Source organism: Aeromonas sp. 6P, assembly GCF_051919525.1.
GTDB lineage: Bacteria > Pseudomonadota > Gammaproteobacteria > Enterobacterales > Aeromonadaceae > Aeromonas > Aeromonas veronii.
In genome coordinates this window covers 4351794-4367266 of record NZ_JBQBEO010000002.1, presented here as the reverse complement: position 1 = coordinate 4367266, position 15473 = coordinate 4351794, and the positions used below count along the sequence as shown (strand labels likewise).

Annotated in this window: 13 protein-coding genes; 7 read left to right on the top strand and 6 right to left on the bottom strand. The window is 61.8% G+C overall.

Annotation, left to right across the window (positions count from 1 at the left end; genetic code table 11):
- Positions 1 to 93: 93 nt before the first annotated feature.
- The 3 genes from recG to gntU form a co-directional block, all read right to left on the bottom strand.
- Positions 94 to 2163: an ATP-dependent DNA helicase RecG gene (gene recG, locus ACTG2J_RS20400; protein ID WP_164461656.1), complete on the bottom strand. Its 2070-nt coding sequence runs from the start codon at positions 2161 to 2163 to the stop codon at positions 94 to 96.
- 190 nt (positions 2164 to 2353) lie between these two features.
- Positions 2354 to 3703 carry a CDP-diacylglycerol--serine O-phosphatidyltransferase gene (gene pssA, locus ACTG2J_RS20395; protein WP_005342654.1) on the bottom strand — a complete coding sequence of 450 codons (1350 nt, stop codon included), beginning with the start codon at positions 3701 to 3703 and terminating at the stop codon, positions 2354 to 2356.
- A gap of 150 nt (positions 3704 to 3853) precedes the next feature.
- Positions 3854 to 5194 (bottom strand): gluconate transporter, encoded by a 1341-nt coding sequence (gntU, locus tag ACTG2J_RS20390; protein ID WP_069527617.1) that lies wholly within the window; start codon positions 5192 to 5194, stop codon positions 3854 to 3856.
- A 245-nt stretch (positions 5195 to 5439) separates the two neighbouring features.
- On the opposite strand from gntU, the gene ACTG2J_RS20385 reads away from it, so the two are divergent.
- From ACTG2J_RS20385 to ACTG2J_RS20375, 3 genes are read left to right on the top strand one after another with little or no spacing between them, the layout of a single operon-like run.
- The gene (locus ACTG2J_RS20385; RefSeq protein ID WP_005340649.1) at positions 5440 to 5949 is read left to right on the top strand and encodes a gluconokinase; all 510 of its coding nucleotides are present in this window, start codon (positions 5440 to 5442) and stop codon (positions 5947 to 5949) included.
- Positions 5946 to 7742 (top strand): phosphogluconate dehydratase, encoded by a 1797-nt coding sequence (edd, locus tag ACTG2J_RS20380; RefSeq protein WP_042054229.1) that lies wholly within the window; start codon positions 5946 to 5948, stop codon positions 7740 to 7742. The genes ACTG2J_RS20385 and edd overlap by 4 nt, the downstream gene beginning before the upstream one ends.
- Before the next feature lie 9 nt (positions 7743 to 7751).
- Positions 7752 to 8393 carry a bifunctional 4-hydroxy-2-oxoglutarate aldolase/2-dehydro-3-deoxy-phosphogluconate aldolase gene (locus tag ACTG2J_RS20375; protein WP_005342660.1) on the top strand — a complete coding sequence of 214 codons (642 nt, stop codon included), beginning with the start codon at positions 7752 to 7754 and terminating at the stop codon, positions 8391 to 8393.
- 84 nt (positions 8394 to 8477) lie between these two features.
- Here ACTG2J_RS20375 and ACTG2J_RS20370 read toward each other — a convergent pair whose 3' ends face one another.
- Complete coding sequence (locus ACTG2J_RS20370; protein WP_439997842.1) at positions 8478 to 9485, bottom strand: substrate-binding domain-containing protein; 1008 nt, start codon at positions 9483 to 9485, stop codon at positions 8478 to 8480.
- Positions 9486 to 9574: 89 nt separating this feature from the next.
- On the opposite strand from ACTG2J_RS20370, the gene ACTG2J_RS20365 reads away from it, so the two are divergent.
- On the top strand, positions 9575 to 10225 hold the full coding sequence (locus ACTG2J_RS20365) for a Qnr family pentapeptide repeat protein (protein ID WP_439997841.1): 651 nt from the start codon (positions 9575 to 9577) through the stop codon (positions 10223 to 10225).
- Positions 10226 to 10357: 132 nt separating this feature from the next.
- Here the strand turns inward: ACTG2J_RS20365 and envC are convergent, their stop codons facing one another.
- Together envC and gpmM are read right to left on the bottom strand one after the other, a co-directional pair.
- Positions 10358 to 11710, bottom strand: coding sequence for a murein hydrolase activator EnvC (envC, locus tag ACTG2J_RS20360; RefSeq protein ID WP_113740148.1), 1353 nt, complete (start codon positions 11708 to 11710; stop codon positions 10358 to 10360).
- 9 nt (positions 11711 to 11719) lie between these two features.
- A complete protein-coding gene (gpmM, locus tag ACTG2J_RS20355; protein WP_076493923.1) occupies positions 11720 to 13249 on the bottom strand; it encodes a 2,3-bisphosphoglycerate-independent phosphoglycerate mutase in 1530 nt (509 codons plus the stop codon).
- A gap of 246 nt (positions 13250 to 13495) precedes the next feature.
- On the opposite strand from gpmM, the gene ACTG2J_RS20350 reads away from it, so the two are divergent.
- From ACTG2J_RS20350 to gpsA, 3 genes are read left to right on the top strand one after another with little or no spacing between them, the layout of a single operon-like run.
- Positions 13496 to 13927, top strand: a complete 432-nt coding sequence (locus tag ACTG2J_RS20350) for a rhodanese-like domain-containing protein (RefSeq protein WP_005340640.1) — start codon at positions 13496 to 13498, stop codon at positions 13925 to 13927.
- Between the two features lie 50 nt (positions 13928 to 13977).
- Positions 13978 to 14448 carry a protein-export chaperone SecB gene (gene secB, locus ACTG2J_RS20345; protein WP_005340639.1) on the top strand — a complete coding sequence of 157 codons (471 nt, stop codon included), beginning with the start codon at positions 13978 to 13980 and terminating at the stop codon, positions 14446 to 14448.
- A gap of 2 nt (positions 14449 to 14450) precedes the next feature.
- A complete protein-coding gene (gene gpsA / locus ACTG2J_RS20340) occupies positions 14451 to 15455 on the top strand; it encodes an NAD(P)H-dependent glycerol-3-phosphate dehydrogenase (RefSeq protein ID WP_113740147.1) in 1005 nt (334 codons plus the stop codon).
- Positions 15456 to 15473: the final 18 nt, after the last annotated feature.

Genomic DNA, 15473 nt, shown 5'->3' with positions numbered 1-15473 from the left:
TCTCGCAGGCCGAGCCAGCGGCGGATCAGCGGGTCGACATGGCTCGGGTGCCTATCCATAAGGACATGTGCCCATCTTCTGCATCTACCTCGATCAGGCATTGGAATAGTGATCCCGTAAGCCAAGCCAGCGCCGTATCAAGGGTTCGACATGACTCGGATGCCTATCCATAAGGAAGCGCGCCATCTTCTGTACCTGCGGAATAAGCGGCTGATCCCGCACCAGATCGGCGATCTTGAGATCGGCCAGACCGGTCTGGCGGGTGCCGAGCAGTTCCCCCGGGCCGCGCAGTTCCAGATCGCGCTGGGCGATGAGGAAACCGTCGTTGGTCTCACGCAGCACCCCGAGCCGGCTCTGGGCCGTTTTGGACAAGGGGGCATGATAGAGCAGCACGCAGTGAGAGGCTACCGCTCCGCGACCGACCCGGCCGCGCAGCTGGTGCAGCTGCGCCAGCCCGAGCCGTTCCGGGTTCTCGATGATCATCAGGCTGGCGTTTGGCACATCCACCCCCACCTCGATGACGGTGGTGGCGACCAGCAGTTGCAGTATGCCTGCCTTGAACTCCTCCATCACCCGCTGTTTCTCGACCGGGCGCATCCGACCGTGTACCAGCCCGATGTGCAGGCCGGGCAGCAGGTTTTGCAGCTCGGCGGCGGTATCCTCGGCAGCCTGACACTCCAGCACCTCCGACTCCTCGATCAGGGTGCAGACCCAGTAGGCCTGCTTGCCCTCGGTGCAGGCGAGCTTGACCCGCTCGATCACATCGCCGCGACGGCTGTCGGGTAGCGCTACCGTGGTGATGGGGGTTCGGCCCGGCGGCAGCTCGTCGATGACCGAGGTATCGAGGTCGGCATAGGCGGTCATCGCCAGGGTGCGGGGGATGGGGGTGGCGGTCATGATCAGCTGATGGGGATGCACCCCCTCCCGCTCCCCTTTCTCACGCAGGGCGAGGCGCTGATGCACCCCGAATCTGTGCTGTTCATCGATGATGACCAGCGCCAGACGCTGGAACACCACCTGCTCCTGAAAGATGGCGTGGGTGCCCACCACCATCTTGACGCTGCCATCGGCGATGGCGGCCAGCGCCTCTTCCCGCGCCTTGCCTTTCTGCTTGCCGGCCAGCCAGCCGACTCCGATGCCGAGCGGCTCCAGCCATTTGGCGAAGTTGATGGCGTGCTGTTCCGCCAGCAGCTCGGTCGGTGCCATCAAGCCCACCTGACAGCCGTTGCCGATGGCCTGCAGGGCCGCCAGCGCCGCGACCAGGGTCTTGCCGGAGCCCACGTCACCCTGCACCAGCCGCATCATGGGGTGACTCTGTTGCAGATCCTTGCTTATCTCGGCCACCACCCGGCTCTGGGCGCCGGTGGGCTTGAACGGCAGGGCGCCGAGCAGCTGTTCGACCAGCGCGGGCGCAGGTTTGAGGGCGCGGGCCAGCTGGGTTTGTGCCTGAGCACGCACCTTCAAGACCGAGAGGTTGTGAGCCAGCAGCTCTTCCAGCACCAGCCGCTGCTGGGCCGGATGTTGACCGCTTTCGAGCAGCGGCAGCGCCACCGAGGGGGGCGGACGGTGCAGCAGTTTCAGGGCGGCGGCCAGCTCAATCTGATGGGGATAGAGGCCGGCGGGCAGCAGCTCCTCGACGCCATAGAGGTCGAGCTGGGCCAGCGCCTGATCGGTGAGGTTGCGCAGGGTGAGCTGGCGCAGTCCCTCGGTAGTCGGGTAGACGGGGGTGAGCGCCTCTTCGGTCTGGCCGGCTTGCTCCTCGCCGAGCAGCTTGTACTCGGGGTGGGCCATCTCCAGCCCGTATTTGCCGGGGCGCACCTCGCCAAAGCAGCGGATCAGGCGGCCCGTCGCCAGACTGTTCTTCTGGGCGGCGGTGAAGTTGAAGAAGCGCAGGGTGAGGGTGCCGGTGCCATCGCTGATGCGACAGACCAGCATGCGACGGCGCCCCATCACCAGCTGAGTGTCCTGGATCTCCCCCTCGACGGCGCCGTGCAGGCCGGGCGGCAGATCGCCGATGGGCCACACCTGGGTGCGGTCCTCGTAGCGCAGGGGGAGATGGAACAGCAGGTCCTGTACCGTGGCCAGTCCCAGCCGCTCGAGCTTCTCCAGCATCTTGCTGCCGACACCCTTGAGGCTATCGAGAGGAATTTTATCCAATTTCATCAATTAGATGCCCGAAAACACTGTAAATATGTCCAGATGATAGGGGTTGTTGAGGGGCCGATGCAAGCCGAGTTGCTGCTGGCTGGGCCGCCAAGGCGGGGGAAACGGCGGATATAACAAAGGCCTGCCGAAAACGGGAGGCCTTTGTGTGGTTGCCAACAGGCAAGGTGCGGGCGCATGGCGCCCAAGGTCAGATGATGCGTTTTAGCAGCAGGTGGGCCTTGACCCTGTGGATCCGTCCCAGCAGCTTGCGCACCTGTTCCGGGTAGTCCTGGATCTGCTCCACCTGATCGAAGTGGCTGATCCGCTTGGTGTTGGTCAGGATGTTCTCCCGCTCGGCATTGAACTGGGGACGCAGCAGGTGGCGACGATCGTGTACCAGCAGGCCGTTCTCCAGATCCAGCGCCCAGGCGCGGGGGTTGAGGTTGTTGCCGGTGAGCAGGGCCCACTCGTCATCCACGAAGATCCCCTTGAGATGGTAGGAGTTGCGCTCGCAACACCAGAGCATCAGGTTGAGGCGACCGTCGTCGATGTGGCGCTGGTTGCGCTCGGCAAACTTGCGCAGGTTGGTCTCGTAGAGATAGGGCAGGCCACCGATAGTGGAGAACTTCTCTTCCGGCGGAATGAAGAAGTCGTTGGCGGTCTTGTCGCCCACTACGATGGTGACTTTGCAACCGCGCTGCAGCAGATCCTCGATATCCTTGCTCAACTCCTTGGGCGGGTTGAAGTAAGGGGTGCAGATGAAGATCTCCCGCTCGGTGGCGCGCACCAGATTGCGGATCATCAGGTTGAGCTGATTGTTGCGCTTGCCCAGACCCACCATGGGGGTGACGGCCACCTCTTGAGTGTTGACCGGCATGGTGCTGAAGCGGTACTGGCTCTGGCGCAGGTTCTGCTTGAAGCGGCGGATTGGCCCCTTCAGCTGCTTGGCGCTGGGGATATCGCTGTGATCCAGTCGCTGCACCGCGTCGCTCTTCACGAACAGGTCATCCACATAGTTGACCATGCTGCGGGCCAGCTCCGGGCTGGTGATCTGGTGATAGCGATCGAAGCGGTAGCGATCCTGCTGGTGCAGGTAGATGTCGTTGAGGCTGGCACCGGAGTAGAGCACCACATCATCAAAGATGAAGCCCTTGAGGTGGAGCACGCCGAGCAGCTCGCGCCCCTTGACCGGCACGCCATAGATTTCGATCTGGTGCTCGTGTTCGGCAGCCATGGCCTGATACATCAGGTGGTTGCCGCCCTGCTTGCCCTTGCCGATCAGGCCGCGCTGGGCACGGTGGAAGTCGACGAACAGCTTGATGTCGAGGGCCGGATTGCGTTGCTTGGCGGCGTAGAGGGCGGAGAGGATCTCCCGGCCTGCTTCGTCATCCTGCAGATAGAGCGCGACCAGATAGATGCGCCGGGTGGCACTGGCGATAAGCGCAAGAATGCGGCGTTTGAAATCCTGGGCGCTGTAGAGCACTTCAAACTGATCCGCTGCGACGGCGATCTGGGGCAGGCGCGCCAGCAGTTGTCGATAATGGGCCGATGAATGCATAGATAAACCTGAAATCACGGGGTTAAGCGTTCCACTCGGAGCGATGAATAGGCGATTCTAGCAATCTAGCCCTCTCAGCCAAAGAAAGAATCATCAGAAAGATGAAAAAGGCCTCACGAGTGAGGCCTTTTTGTCAGCATTTCGCCCATGTCAGAGGAAGCTGTAGATGATCATCGCCATCACGCCGCCGGTGGTGCCGATGATGGTCTCCATCACGGTCCAGGTCTGCAGGGTCTGCTTCTCGGTCAGGCCGAGGTAGCGGTTCGCCAGCCAGAAACCGGAGTCGTTGACGTGGGAGAGCACGATGGCACCGCCGCCGATGGCGATGGTGACGGCAGCCAGCTGGGCACCGTTCAGACCGAGGGGCTCCAGCATCGGCAGCACCAGACCACAGGCGGTCAGCATGGCGACGGTGGCGGAGCCCTGAATGACGCGCACTGCGGCCGCCAGGATAAAGGCCAGCGCGACGATAGGCAGACCGGAGTCGGCCAGCATGTTGCCCAGCGCGGCGCCTACGCCGGAATCAACCAGCACCTGCTTGAAGACGCCACCGGCACCGGTCACCAGGATGATGACACCGGCGGGCTGGATGGCGCTGTTGCAGACGCTCATCACCTCGTCGCGGGACATGCCACGGCGAATACCCAGCAGATAGAAGGCGGCCAGACAGGCGACCATGATGGCGGTGAAGGGGTGACCGATGAACTCCAGCCAGTTGTGCAGGGTGGAACCCGCCTCGACGAAGCGACCGACGATGGTCTTGAGGCCGATCAGCAGCAGCGGCAGACCGATGAGGCCCATGGCCAGCCCGAAAGAGGGCAGGGATTTGCTGTCATCGTGAACACTGTTCTGGGCATCGGCAGGCAGCGGCACATCGACGATCTTGCTGATGAAGTCACCGAACAGCGGGCCAGCCAGGATCAGCGCCGGCACGGCAGCGATCAGACCGAACAGGATCATGTAGCCGAAGTCGGCACCCAGTTGGGATGCCACCAGGATCGGGCCCGGCGCCGGGATAAGGAAGGCCTGGCAGGTGGCGATACCGGCCAGCAGGGCGATACCGATCTTCACCACGCTGCCGCCACCACGACGGACGATGGCGAAGGCGACGCCGATCAGCAGCACCACGGCCACGTCAAAGAAGAGCGGCAGAGCGCAGACAAAGCCGGTCAGGGCCATGGCCCAGTTGGCGCGCTTGACGCCGAACTTGCCGAGCAGGGTGTGGGCTACCCGGTCGAGAGCACCGGTCACTTCCATCACCTTGCCGAACATGGCGCCCAGCGCCACCACTACCGCGACGAAACCGAGGGTGCCACCCATCCCTTTCTGGATGGTGGCGGCGATATCGGCCGGGTTCATGCCAGCGGCGAGACCCGCCACCATGGAGACCAGGATCAGGGCTACCACGGCGTGGAGCCGGGCCTTCATCACCAGGAAGAGCAGCAGCACAATCGAGCCGGCGGCTGTCATGATCAGGGAGAGGTCAGACATTGTTATGCGTTCCTTTTTCCAAGTTCAGTCGTGACACCTTGCCGATCCGTCGGCAAACCATATCTTTATGATTTATTTAGATTTATGGCAAGGGCTCAACATCATATGCCCAGGTGACTATGGGTTTGCTCAGTCTGTGGCAGACTTCACATTTTCAATCGTTACCGGTAACATGTTACCGGTAACGTGTTAGATTAGAACCCATCAACAGCTGGTTTTTTGAAAAGTGGGACAGAGGTCAAATTATGGCGGGTAAGTGCATTATCGTGATGGGTGTGTGTGGTAGCGGCAAATCCAGCGTGGGTCTGAAAGTGGCCGAAGCGCTGGGCGCCAAGTTCATCGATGGTGATGACCTGCACCCCAAGGCCAACATCCAGAAGATGGCTGGCGGCAACCCCCTCAACGATGAGGATCGCGCCCCCTGGCTGGAGCGGATCCGCGACGCCGCCTACAGTCTCGAGCAGAAGAACGAGACCGGCATCATTGTCTGTTCCGCCCTCAAAAAGAAGTACCGCGACCAGATCCGCGAAGGCAACGAGTCGGTCAGCTTCATCTTCCTCGATGGCAGCCAGCCGCTGATCCTCGAGCGGATGCGTGCCCGCAAGGGCCACTTCATGCGTGAAAGCATGGTACAAAGTCAGTTCGATACCCTGGAGCGCCCGGATGGCGAAGCCGGTGTATTCCACATTGATATAGACGGCACCTTCGAACAGGTGGTTGACCGCGCCGTCACAGCATTGGAGCAAGCCCAATGATTCATCAGGTAATTTCCGACGTCACCGCCCGCATCCGCGAGCGCAGTGTCGCCCGTCGTCAGGCATTTCTGGCCCGCATCCAGCGTCAGGCAGAGCAGGGCAAGACCCGCGCCGCGCTGGCCTGCGGCAACCTGGCCCACGCCGTGGCCGCCTGCAGCAGTGACGAGAAGGGTCGCATTCTCGATATGACCCGCGCCAACGTCGGCATCGTCACCGCCTACAACGACATGCTGAGCGCCCATCAGCCCTATCAGGGCTATCCGGATCAGATCAAGGCAGTGCTGGCCGAGCTGGGCCACAGCGCCCAGGTCGCCGGCGGCGTGCCCGCCATGTGCGATGGCGTGACCCAGGGTCAGCCGGGGATGGACATGTCCCTCTTCTCCCGCGACCTGATCGCCCAGGCGACCGCGCTGTCGCTCTCTCACAACACCTTTGATGCGACCCTGCTGCTCGGCATTTGCGACAAGATCGCTCCGGGCCAGATCATGGGGGCCCTCTCCCACGCTCACCTGCCGACAGCATTTGTGCCTGCCGGCCCCATGGCGAGCGGTATCAGCAACGACGAGAAGGTGAAAGTTCGTCAGAAGTACGCCGCCGGTGAAGTGGGTCGCGATGCCCTGCTGGAGATGGAGTGCGGCGCCTACCACGCGGCGGGCACCTGCACCTTCTACGGCACCGCCAACACCAACCAGCTGGTGTTCGAGGCCATGGGCCTGATGCTGCCGGGCTCCGCCTTTGTGCATCCGCATAGCGAGCTGCGCCGCGCCCTGACCGCCGAAGCGGCCCGCCGCATCAGCGCCATGATCCCGGGTTCCCCGGCCTATCGCCCGCTGAGCGAGGTGCTGGACGAGCGCTCGCTGGTCAACGGTCTGGTGGCCCTGCTCGCCTCCGGCGGCAGTACCAACCACAGCATCCACATGGTGGCGCTGGCCCGCGCCGCCGGTCTGGTATTGACCTGGGATGACATCAGCGATCTCTCCGATGTGGTGCCGCTGCTGGTTCGCATGTACCCGAACGGCCCGGCCGACGTAAACGCCTTCGAACAGGCAGGCGGCGTGCCCGGCCTGATGCGCCGTCTGGCGCAAGAGGGGCTGATCCACATGGATGCCACCCCGGTCTTTGGTGAGATGCAGGATTACCTCAGCCGTCCGGCACTGGTCGATGGCCAGCTGGTATGGCAGCCGGTGGGCGAAAGCGGCAATGCGAGCGTGCTTTCACCTTCCGGCAGCGTGTTCCAGGCCACCGGCGGCACCAAGCTGCTGGCGGGCAATCTGGGCCGCGCCGTGGTCAAGGTCTCCGCCGTGGCTCCCGAGTATCGGGTTATCGAAGCGCCAGCGCGGGTCTTCTCCTCCCAGCATGCGGTGGAAGCGGCCTACAAGGCGGGCGATCTCAATCAGGACGCCGTGATCGTGGTGCGCCACAATGGCCCGGCCGCCAACGGCATGCCGGAGCTGCACAAGCTGATGCCGGTGCTCGGCAACCTGCAGAAGGCGGGTTACAAGGTGGCGCTGGTCACCGATGGTCGTCTCTCCGGCGCCTCCGGCAAGATCCCGGCCGCCATCCACGTCACTCCGGAAGCGCTGCACGGCGGGGCCATCGGCCTGCTTGCTGACGGCGACCTGCTGCGGGTTGACGCGGTAAACGGCAGCCTAGACTGCCTGACCGATTTGAGTGGCCGTACCCAGGCCGAGATTGACCTCACTCTGGAACAAGAGGGGTGGGGCCGTGAACTGTTCAGCGTGATGCGTCGCGCGGTATCGAGCGCCGAGTGTGGCGCTACCATCTTTGACTAAGGAAGAGCTATGCAGAACTGGAAAGTGACCCCGGCCGAGGTGTTTGCCGCCTCCCCGCTGGTACCCGTGATGGTTATCAACGAGCTGGATCAGGCCCTGCCGATGGCCAAGGCGCTGCTCGACGGCGGCATCTCTGTCTTCGAAATCACCCTGCGCACCCCGGTGGCGCTCGATGCCATCGCCCTCATTGCCAAGGCGATGCCGGATGCCATGGTCGGTGCCGGTACCGTGCTCAACTGCGAGCAGTTTGACGCCGCCGTTGCTGCCGGTGCCCGCTTCGTCATCTCCCCGGGCATGACCCCGGCACTGCTGGCCCACGCGGCCAAGAGCACTGCACCGCTGATCCCGGGTGTGGCAACTCCGTCTGAAGTGATGCAGGCGCTGGAAGCGGGCTACGACCACCTGAAGTTCTTCCCGGCCGAAGCGAACGGCGGCACCAAGGCGCTCTCCGCCATTGCCGCGCCGCTGCCCCAGGTGAAGTTCTGCCCGACCGGCGGTATCGGCCCGAAAAACGTGGCCGACTATCTGGCGCTCAAATGCGTGGCCACCGTCGGCGGCTCCTGGATGCTGCCGGCCGATGCGGTCAAGAGCGGTAACTGGGAAGAGGTTACTCGCCTCTCCCGCGAAGCGGTTGAGCTGGTTAAACGTTAAGCCTCAGTTGTGCAGAAAACCAAACAGGCCACCCTCGGGTGGCCTGTTTGTTATCGGCGTGACTTAAGTGGGTGAGGGAAGGGATTACCCCAGACTCTCCCCGACATAGAGGGAGAAGCCGATATCCTTGCGGGTGTCGGGTTGGGATTGGCCGTTGAGACGTGCCAGCAGCATGGTGGCCGCCTCCCGACCGATCGCTTCCCGCGGGGTGGCGATACTGGCCAGCTTGGGGGTCATGGCGTGGCCGATATCGAGAGCGTTGCAACCGGCGATGGCGATCTGCTGGGGCACCGGGATCCACTTGGCCTGACACTGCAGCAGGGCGCCCACCGCCAGGTCATCGTTGGTGCAGAACAGGCCGTCGAGGTCGGGATAGCGCACCAGCGCCTGATCCAGCAGCTCGCCCCCCAGAGTGAAGCTGGAGGATTGTTCGGTCAGCAGATGCTGGCCGGTGAGGCCGAAGTCGGTCATCGCCTGATAGTAACCCTCCATCCGCAGCTGGGTGCGCACGTCGAGCCGCGCTCCCAGATAGACCACCTTGCGTCGGCCCCGGTGCAGCATCTCTGTTACCATGGCCCGGGCCGCGGCTCTATGGTCCATGCCGACCACCATGTCGATGGGGGTTTGTGGCAGATCCATGGTCTCCACCACCGGAATGCCAGCGGTGGCGATCATCTTGCGGGTGCGCTCGGTGTGCTGGCTGTCGGAGAGGATCAGCCCATCCACGTGATAGGAGAGCAGGGACGCGACCTGCTCCTCTTCTCGCTCCGGGCTGTAGCCGTAGTGGGCCAGCAAGGTCTGGTAACCGGCCGGTCGGGTTACCGACTTGATGCCATGAATCACTGCCGAGAAGACCTGGTTGGAGAGGGAGGGGATCAGGATGCCGATCGCCTTGCTGGTCGCGTTGGAGAGAATATCCGGCGCCCGGTTGGGGATATAACCCAGCTCTTCCACCACAGCCGCGATCCGCTCGCGGGTCCCCTCCGCCACGGTCTGCGGGTCGCGCAGATAGCGGCTGACAGTCATCTTGGTCACGCCGGTCTGGTCGGCGATATCTTGCAGGGTGGGGCGGCGCTTGCGGGTGGGGTTCATAGGGGTGTCCAGCGTGGATGTTACATGTAACATTACCGTTTTTGGCGGATAAAGTCAGCATATGAAGCCGTTTTTGCAGGAGTTTTCCGATGATCAGAGGCAAGCAGTTCGTGGATGTCCGGTTCGAGCAACAGGATGTGGAGGGGGAGCAGTTTTCGGAGTGCCGCTTTATCGGCTGCAACTTCTCCTGGCTGGATCTGAGCGATAGCCGCTTCATCGACTGCAGCTTCTACGATCGGGAGAGTGAACGGGGCTGCTTGTTGCAGGGTTGCGAGCTGCGCGAGGCCAGCTTCCTGCGCTGCGATCTCACCATGGCCGATTGCAGCCGCAGCCAGTGTCTGGGGTTGGAGCTGCGCGACTGTCAGGCGGTCGGCATCAACTTCGGCCACGCCAGCTTCGCCAACCAGATCACCGCCAAAAGCTACTTCTGCGAGGCCCATCTGACCGGCAACAACTTCAGTTACGCCAGCTTCGAGGGTTGCCTGCTGGAGAAGTGCGAGCTGACCGGCAACCGTTGGCAGGGGGCCAACCTGTTTGGTGCCTCGCTGGCGGGTTCCGATCTCAGCGGCTCCGAGTTTGGCCAGATTGACTGGACCAGCTTCAAGCTGCAGGGCTGCGATCTGCGCCAGTGCGATCTGCCAGGGCTGGATCTGCGCCGGGTCGATCTGCAAGGGGTGCAAATTAACGAGGATCAGCAGCAGACATTGCTGGAGCAGATCGGTCTGGTTGTCTTCCCCTGAGCCGAGCGAAAAATTAGGTAATTTTTCATCAAATGGGAGTGACAGCGGGTTGCTGTACTCCTGAAACGACAAAAGCCTGCGTGAGGCAGGCTTTTGTTGTGAGCGTGTGAGGCGTTTGTCGGCCGGGTTGACTCAACCCTTGGCCAGCCATTTGGTCGGGTTGATCGCCTCGCCCTGATAGCGAATTTCGAAGTAGAGGCCCGGTCTGTCCTGACCGCCACTGTCACCGACCAGCGCCACCGGCTCACCCTGTTCCACATTCTGGCCAACCTGACGCAGCAGCGACTGATTGTGACCGTAGAGGCTCATATAGCCCTTGCCGTGATCGATCACCAGCAGCATACCGAAGCCGTCGAGCCAGTCGGCGTAGACCACTTGTCCCGGTGCGACCGCCTTGACCTGGGTCCCTTCGCTGGCGCCGATCAGGGTGCCTTTCCACTTAAGCTGGGCGGTGCGCGGCGAACCGTAAGAGATGAGGATCGGCCCCTGTACCGGCCAGCGCAGGCTGCCATTGGTCTTGAGACCACTGTAGTGACCGGCACTGCTGATGCCCGAGCCGCGCTCCGGTTTGCTGCTGGCTACCTCTTCGGCCGGTTCTGCCGGTTTGACGGTTTTGTTCTGCTGAGCGGCGAGTCGTTGTTGCTCGGCGCGGCGCTGTTCGGCCAGCTTGCGCTGACGCTCCTGCTCCGCTTTCAGCTTGGCCAACCGCTCCCGCTCGGCCCGTTCACGGCGTTCCTGCTCTTCCCGCTTGCGGCGCAGCTCCTCCAGCCGAGCTTTCAGCGCTTTCTCCGCCTTGACCAGCTTGGTGAGCTTCTGCTCGTCATCTTGTACCGACTGCTGCAACTGGTTGCGCACCTTGGCCCGGCTCTGCTGGCTGGCCAGCAGGGTCTGGTGATGCTCCTGCTGTTCGGCAAGCAGGGTCTGCAGTCTGGTTTCGGTCTCTTTGGTGTCCTGCTGGTTTTTCGCCAGCTTGTCACGGGTGGCGCGCAGGGCGTCGATGGCCTCGATGCGGGCCTTGTTGAGGTAGTCGTAGTAGTCGAGGGAGCGGCTCAGTTTGGCCGGATCCTGCTGATTGAGCAGCAGTTTGAGGTAGTCGTGGTTGCCCGCCTGAAAGGCGCTCTCCGCCTGTTTGGCCAGCAACTGCTTCTGATGTTTGGCTTGAACTTCCAGCGCCAGCTTGTCTTTTTGCAGGGTCGCCAGCGTCTGCTGGTTCTGCTTCAACTGCTGCCTGGTCTGGTTGAGTTTGGCGGCGGCGGCCGAGATGGCCTGCTCGTCAGCCTTGAGCTGGGTATTGAGCTTGGCAAGCTCCTGCTTGCTGAGCTTGATGGTCTTCTGTTGCTCTTTGATCTGGGACTGCATGGTCCCCAGCTGATGATTGGCGGCCAAAGCCGGTGTGCTGGCACCAAATGACAGGCAAAAAAACAGCGCGCCGGCCAACAGGCCGACGCGACTGGTTTTCTGTGAAATAACTTCGCATCCCCGCATGGGGAAGGATTATTTCAGAATCATCAGGGGCTTGCCAGTCATTTCCGGCGGCACCGGCAGACCCATCAGGGTCAGCATGGTGGGGGCCAGATCGGACAGTTTGCCACCTTCAACTACCTCGGCTTTGCGACCGAAATAGATGAGCGGAACCGGCAGATTGGTGTGGGCGGTGTGGGCCTGACCAGTCTCTTCGTCCAGCATCTTCTCGGCGTTGCCGTGGTCGGCAGTGATCAGGCACTCGCCACCCACTTCGGCCAGGGCGTCGGTGACACGACCGATGCAGTGGTCAACGGCTTCACAAGCTTTGACGGCGGCATCGAACACACCGGTGTGACCAACCATGTCGCCATTCGGGTAGTTACAGATGATGACGTCGTACTTGCCGCTCTTGATGGCTGCAACCAGCTTGTCAGTCAGCTCTTCGGAGCTCATTTCCGGCTGCAGGTCATAGGTCGCCACTTTCGGGCTGGCCACGATCTCGCGATCTTCGCCGGTGAAGCAGGACTCTTCGCCACCGTTGAAGAAGAAGGTGACGTGAGCATACTTCTCTGTTTCGGAGATGCGCAGCTGGGTTTTGCCCTGCTTGGCCAGCCACTCACCCAGGGTGTTGACCAGAGCGGTCGGCGGGTAGGCACAGGCAGTTTTGATGTCGGCCGCGTATTCGGTCAGCATCACGAAGTTCAGCTTTGGCTCGACTGCACGGGCGAAGCCGGTGAAGTCGGTGTCAACGAAGGCGCGGGTGATTTCACGGGCACGGTCGGCACGGAAGTTCATGAAAATCAGCGCATCGCCATCTTCCATCGGTGCCGCTTCACCGATGCGAGTGGCTTTGACGAACTCGTCGTTCTCGTCGCGAGCATAGGCGGCAGCCAGTGCTTCGGTGGCGTTCTCGGCGGTGAACTCGCCCTTACCCTGGGTCATCAGGTCATAGGCTTGCTGCACGCGATCCCAGCGGTTGTCACGGTCCATGGCGAAGTAACGGCCGATCATGGAGGCGAAACGACCCTTGCCCAGCTTGGCGAACAGGGCATCGAACAGCTCGATGGAGGACTGGGCGGAGCGCGGCGGAACGTCGCGGCCATCCAGGAAGGCGTGCAGGTAGATCTTCTCGGCGCCACGCTTGGCAGCCATTTCGATCATGCCCATGATGTGCTCTTCGTGGCTGTGTACGCCACCCGGGGACATCAGGCCCATGATGTGAACGGCTTTGCCGTTGGTCACGGCAGCGTCAACAGCCTTGGCCAGCTCGACGTTCTGGAAGAATTCACCGTCCTGGATGTCTTTGGAGATACGGGTCAGCTCCTGATAGACGATGCGACCGGCACCGATGTTGACGTGACCCACTTCGGAGTTGCCCATCTGGCCATCCGGCAGACCGACGTCCAGACCGGAGCCGGAGATCAGGGTGCTGGTGTAGTCACGGGCCAGACGGTCGAGGTTGGGAGTCTTGGCGGCAGCGACGGCGTTGTGCTCTTGCTTGGTGCTGTAGCCCCAACCGTCCATGATGACCAGAACCAAAGGTTTCTTAGCTGTTGACATAAGACTATGTCCTCTCGGATTGGAAAAAATGCGGGAAATGAAACTAGCGTAATATTACTACATCTGCCGAAATAGTCACCTGATAGCCAAGGGGCGCTCCCGCGGCCCCGCAAGCCACGCCTTTCCTGCCATGCTCGCTGCCCAATGATGATGGGAGCCTGCTCGCGCTTTGCCGCCAAGATGGCTGATCTTATCAATACCCCCATGTATACTCGGGCCCTTGTCTTGGTCCCTGGATAGTAGAAGATGCAAGAGTATTTGGATTTTGCGGCCCGCAACCCGCTGCTGACCGCAGCCTGGTTGGGCCTTGCTGGCACTCTGGTTTACACCACTGTGCGTGCCCGTTTGTCCCCGGTAAAAACCGTCAACAACCACACCGCGACCCTGCTGATCAATCGCGAGAATGCCACCGTGGTGGATATTCGCAGTCAGGAAGAGTATGCCAAGGGCCATCTGGCCGGTGCCCAGCACCTGCCGCTGACCCAGATCCAGAGCAATAATCTGGGCCCGGTTGAAAAGCATAAAGATGCCCCCATCATAGTGGTGTGCGAGTCGGGAATGACTGCGGGCGGCGCGGGCCGCCAGCTGAGCAAAGCTGGCTTCAAGCAGGTTTATGTGCTCGGCGGTGGCATGGCCCAATGGCGTGCAGAAAATCTGCCGGTAACCAAGAAACGCTGATTTAAGCAGGGCCTGAGCCCACTTATCCATATAACAAGGAATCAAACGAAATGGCTGACGAGATCAACAACCAGGAAGTACAACCGGAATTCCACATCCAGCGTGTTTACACCAAGGATGTCTCTTTCGAAGCGCCGAACACCCCGCACATCTTCCAGAAAGAGTGGCAGCCGGACGTCAAGCTGGATATGGATACCAAGACCAACATCCTGGCTGAGAACGTGTACGAGGTTGTTCTGACCCTGACCGTAACTTGCAAACTGGAAACCGAAACTGCCTTCCTGTGCGAAGTACAGCAAGCCGGTATCTTCACCATCGGTAACCTGCCGGAGCCGCAACTGGCTCACTGCCTGGCTGCCTTCTGCCCGAACATCCTGTTCCCATATGCCCGCGAAGCCGTGGCCAACATGGTGAGCAAGGGGTCCTTCCCGCAGCTGAACCTGGCACCGGTCAACTTCGATGCCCTGTTTGCCCAGCACATGGCGCAAGCACAGGCCCAGCAGGCGACTGCGGAAGCCTGATAATGGCTGACCAGATCGCTATCTCGGTCTTGGGGGCGGGGTCTTATGGCTCCGCACTTGCCATTTCTCTGGCGCGCAACGGTCATCCGACCCTGCTGTGGGGTCACGACCCTGCTCATGTCGCCGAGCTGGAACAAGACTGCTGCAACAAGGCTTTTCTGCCTGATGTCCCTTTTCCTGCCGATCTGCAGCTAACTGCGGATCTGCAACGTGCGGTACAGGCTGCCCCCGTGCTGCTGCTGGTCGTGCCGAGCCATGTATTTGGCGATGTGCTGACCCGGATCAAGCCCTTCTTGCGCCCCGATACCCGTATCGCCTGGGCCACCAAGGGTCTGGAGCCGGACAGTGGCCGTCTGCTGCAGGATGTGGCTCGTGAAGTGCTGGGTGACGAGATGCCGCTGGCGGTCATCTCCGGCCCCACCTTCGCCAAGGAGCTGGCTGCTGGTCTGCCGACCGCCATCTCGGTCGCTTCGACCCACGACGAGTTCGCCGACGATCTCTCCCACCTGCTGCACTGTGGCCGCTCGTTCCGGGTCTATACCAATCCGGATTTCGTCGGTCTGCAGCTGGGTGGGGCGGTGAAGAACGTCATCGCTATCGGTGCCGGTCTCTCCGACGGGCTAGGGTTTGGCGCCAATGCCAGAACCGCGCTCATCACTCGGGGTCTGGTGGAGATGCAGCGTCTGGGGGCGGCGCTGGGTGCCGATGCCAAAACCTTTATGGGGATGGCGGGGCTCGGGGATCTGGTGCTCACCTGTACCGACAACCAGTCGCGCAACCGTCGCTTCGGGCTGGCCCTCGGGGCTGGCAAGGATGTGAACACAGCCATGACCGAGATCGGTCAGGTGGTGGAGGGGTATCGCAACACCAAAGAGGTGCATCTGCTGGCGGCCCGCTGCGGCGTCGAGATGCCCATCTGCGAGCAGATCTTCAAGGTGCTCTACGAGGGTAAGAACCCGAAAGAGGCGGCCGTCGCCCTGCTGTCGCGAGACAAGAAGGACGAGTAATCTGCCGATTGCCCATGC

Coding starts and splice junctions, on each gene's coding strand:
- recG (WP_164461656.1), bottom strand. CDS start 2,163: ATGAAATTGGATAAAATTCCTCTCGATAGCCTCAAGGGTGTCGGCAGC.
- pssA (WP_005342654.1), bottom strand. CDS start 3,703: ATGCATTCATCGGCCCATTATCGACAACTGCTGGCGCGCCTGCCCCAG.
- gntU (WP_069527617.1), bottom strand. CDS start 5,194: ATGTCTGACCTCTCCCTGATCATGACAGCCGCCGGCTCGATTGTGCTG.
- ACTG2J_RS20385 (WP_005340649.1), top strand. CDS start 5,440: ATGGCGGGTAAGTGCATTATCGTGATGGGTGTGTGTGGTAGCGGCAAA.
- edd (WP_042054229.1), top strand. CDS start 5,946: ATGATTCATCAGGTAATTTCCGACGTCACCGCCCGCATCCGCGAGCGC.
- ACTG2J_RS20375 (WP_005342660.1), top strand. CDS start 7,752: ATGCAGAACTGGAAAGTGACCCCGGCCGAGGTGTTTGCCGCCTCCCCG.
- ACTG2J_RS20370 (WP_439997842.1), bottom strand. CDS start 9,485: ATGAACCCCACCCGCAAGCGCCGCCCCACCCTGCAAGATATCGCCGAC.
- ACTG2J_RS20365 (WP_439997841.1), top strand. CDS start 9,575: ATGATCAGAGGCAAGCAGTTCGTGGATGTCCGGTTCGAGCAACAGGAT.
- envC (WP_113740148.1), bottom strand. CDS start 11,710: ATGCGGGGATGCGAAGTTATTTCACAGAAAACCAGTCGCGTCGGCCTG.
- gpmM (WP_076493923.1), bottom strand. CDS start 13,249: ATGTCAACAGCTAAGAAACCTTTGGTTCTGGTCATCATGGACGGTTGG.
- ACTG2J_RS20350 (WP_005340640.1), top strand. CDS start 13,496: ATGCAAGAGTATTTGGATTTTGCGGCCCGCAACCCGCTGCTGACCGCA.
- secB (WP_005340639.1), top strand. CDS start 13,978: ATGGCTGACGAGATCAACAACCAGGAAGTACAACCGGAATTCCACATC.
- gpsA (WP_113740147.1), top strand. CDS start 14,451: ATGGCTGACCAGATCGCTATCTCGGTCTTGGGGGCGGGGTCTTATGGC.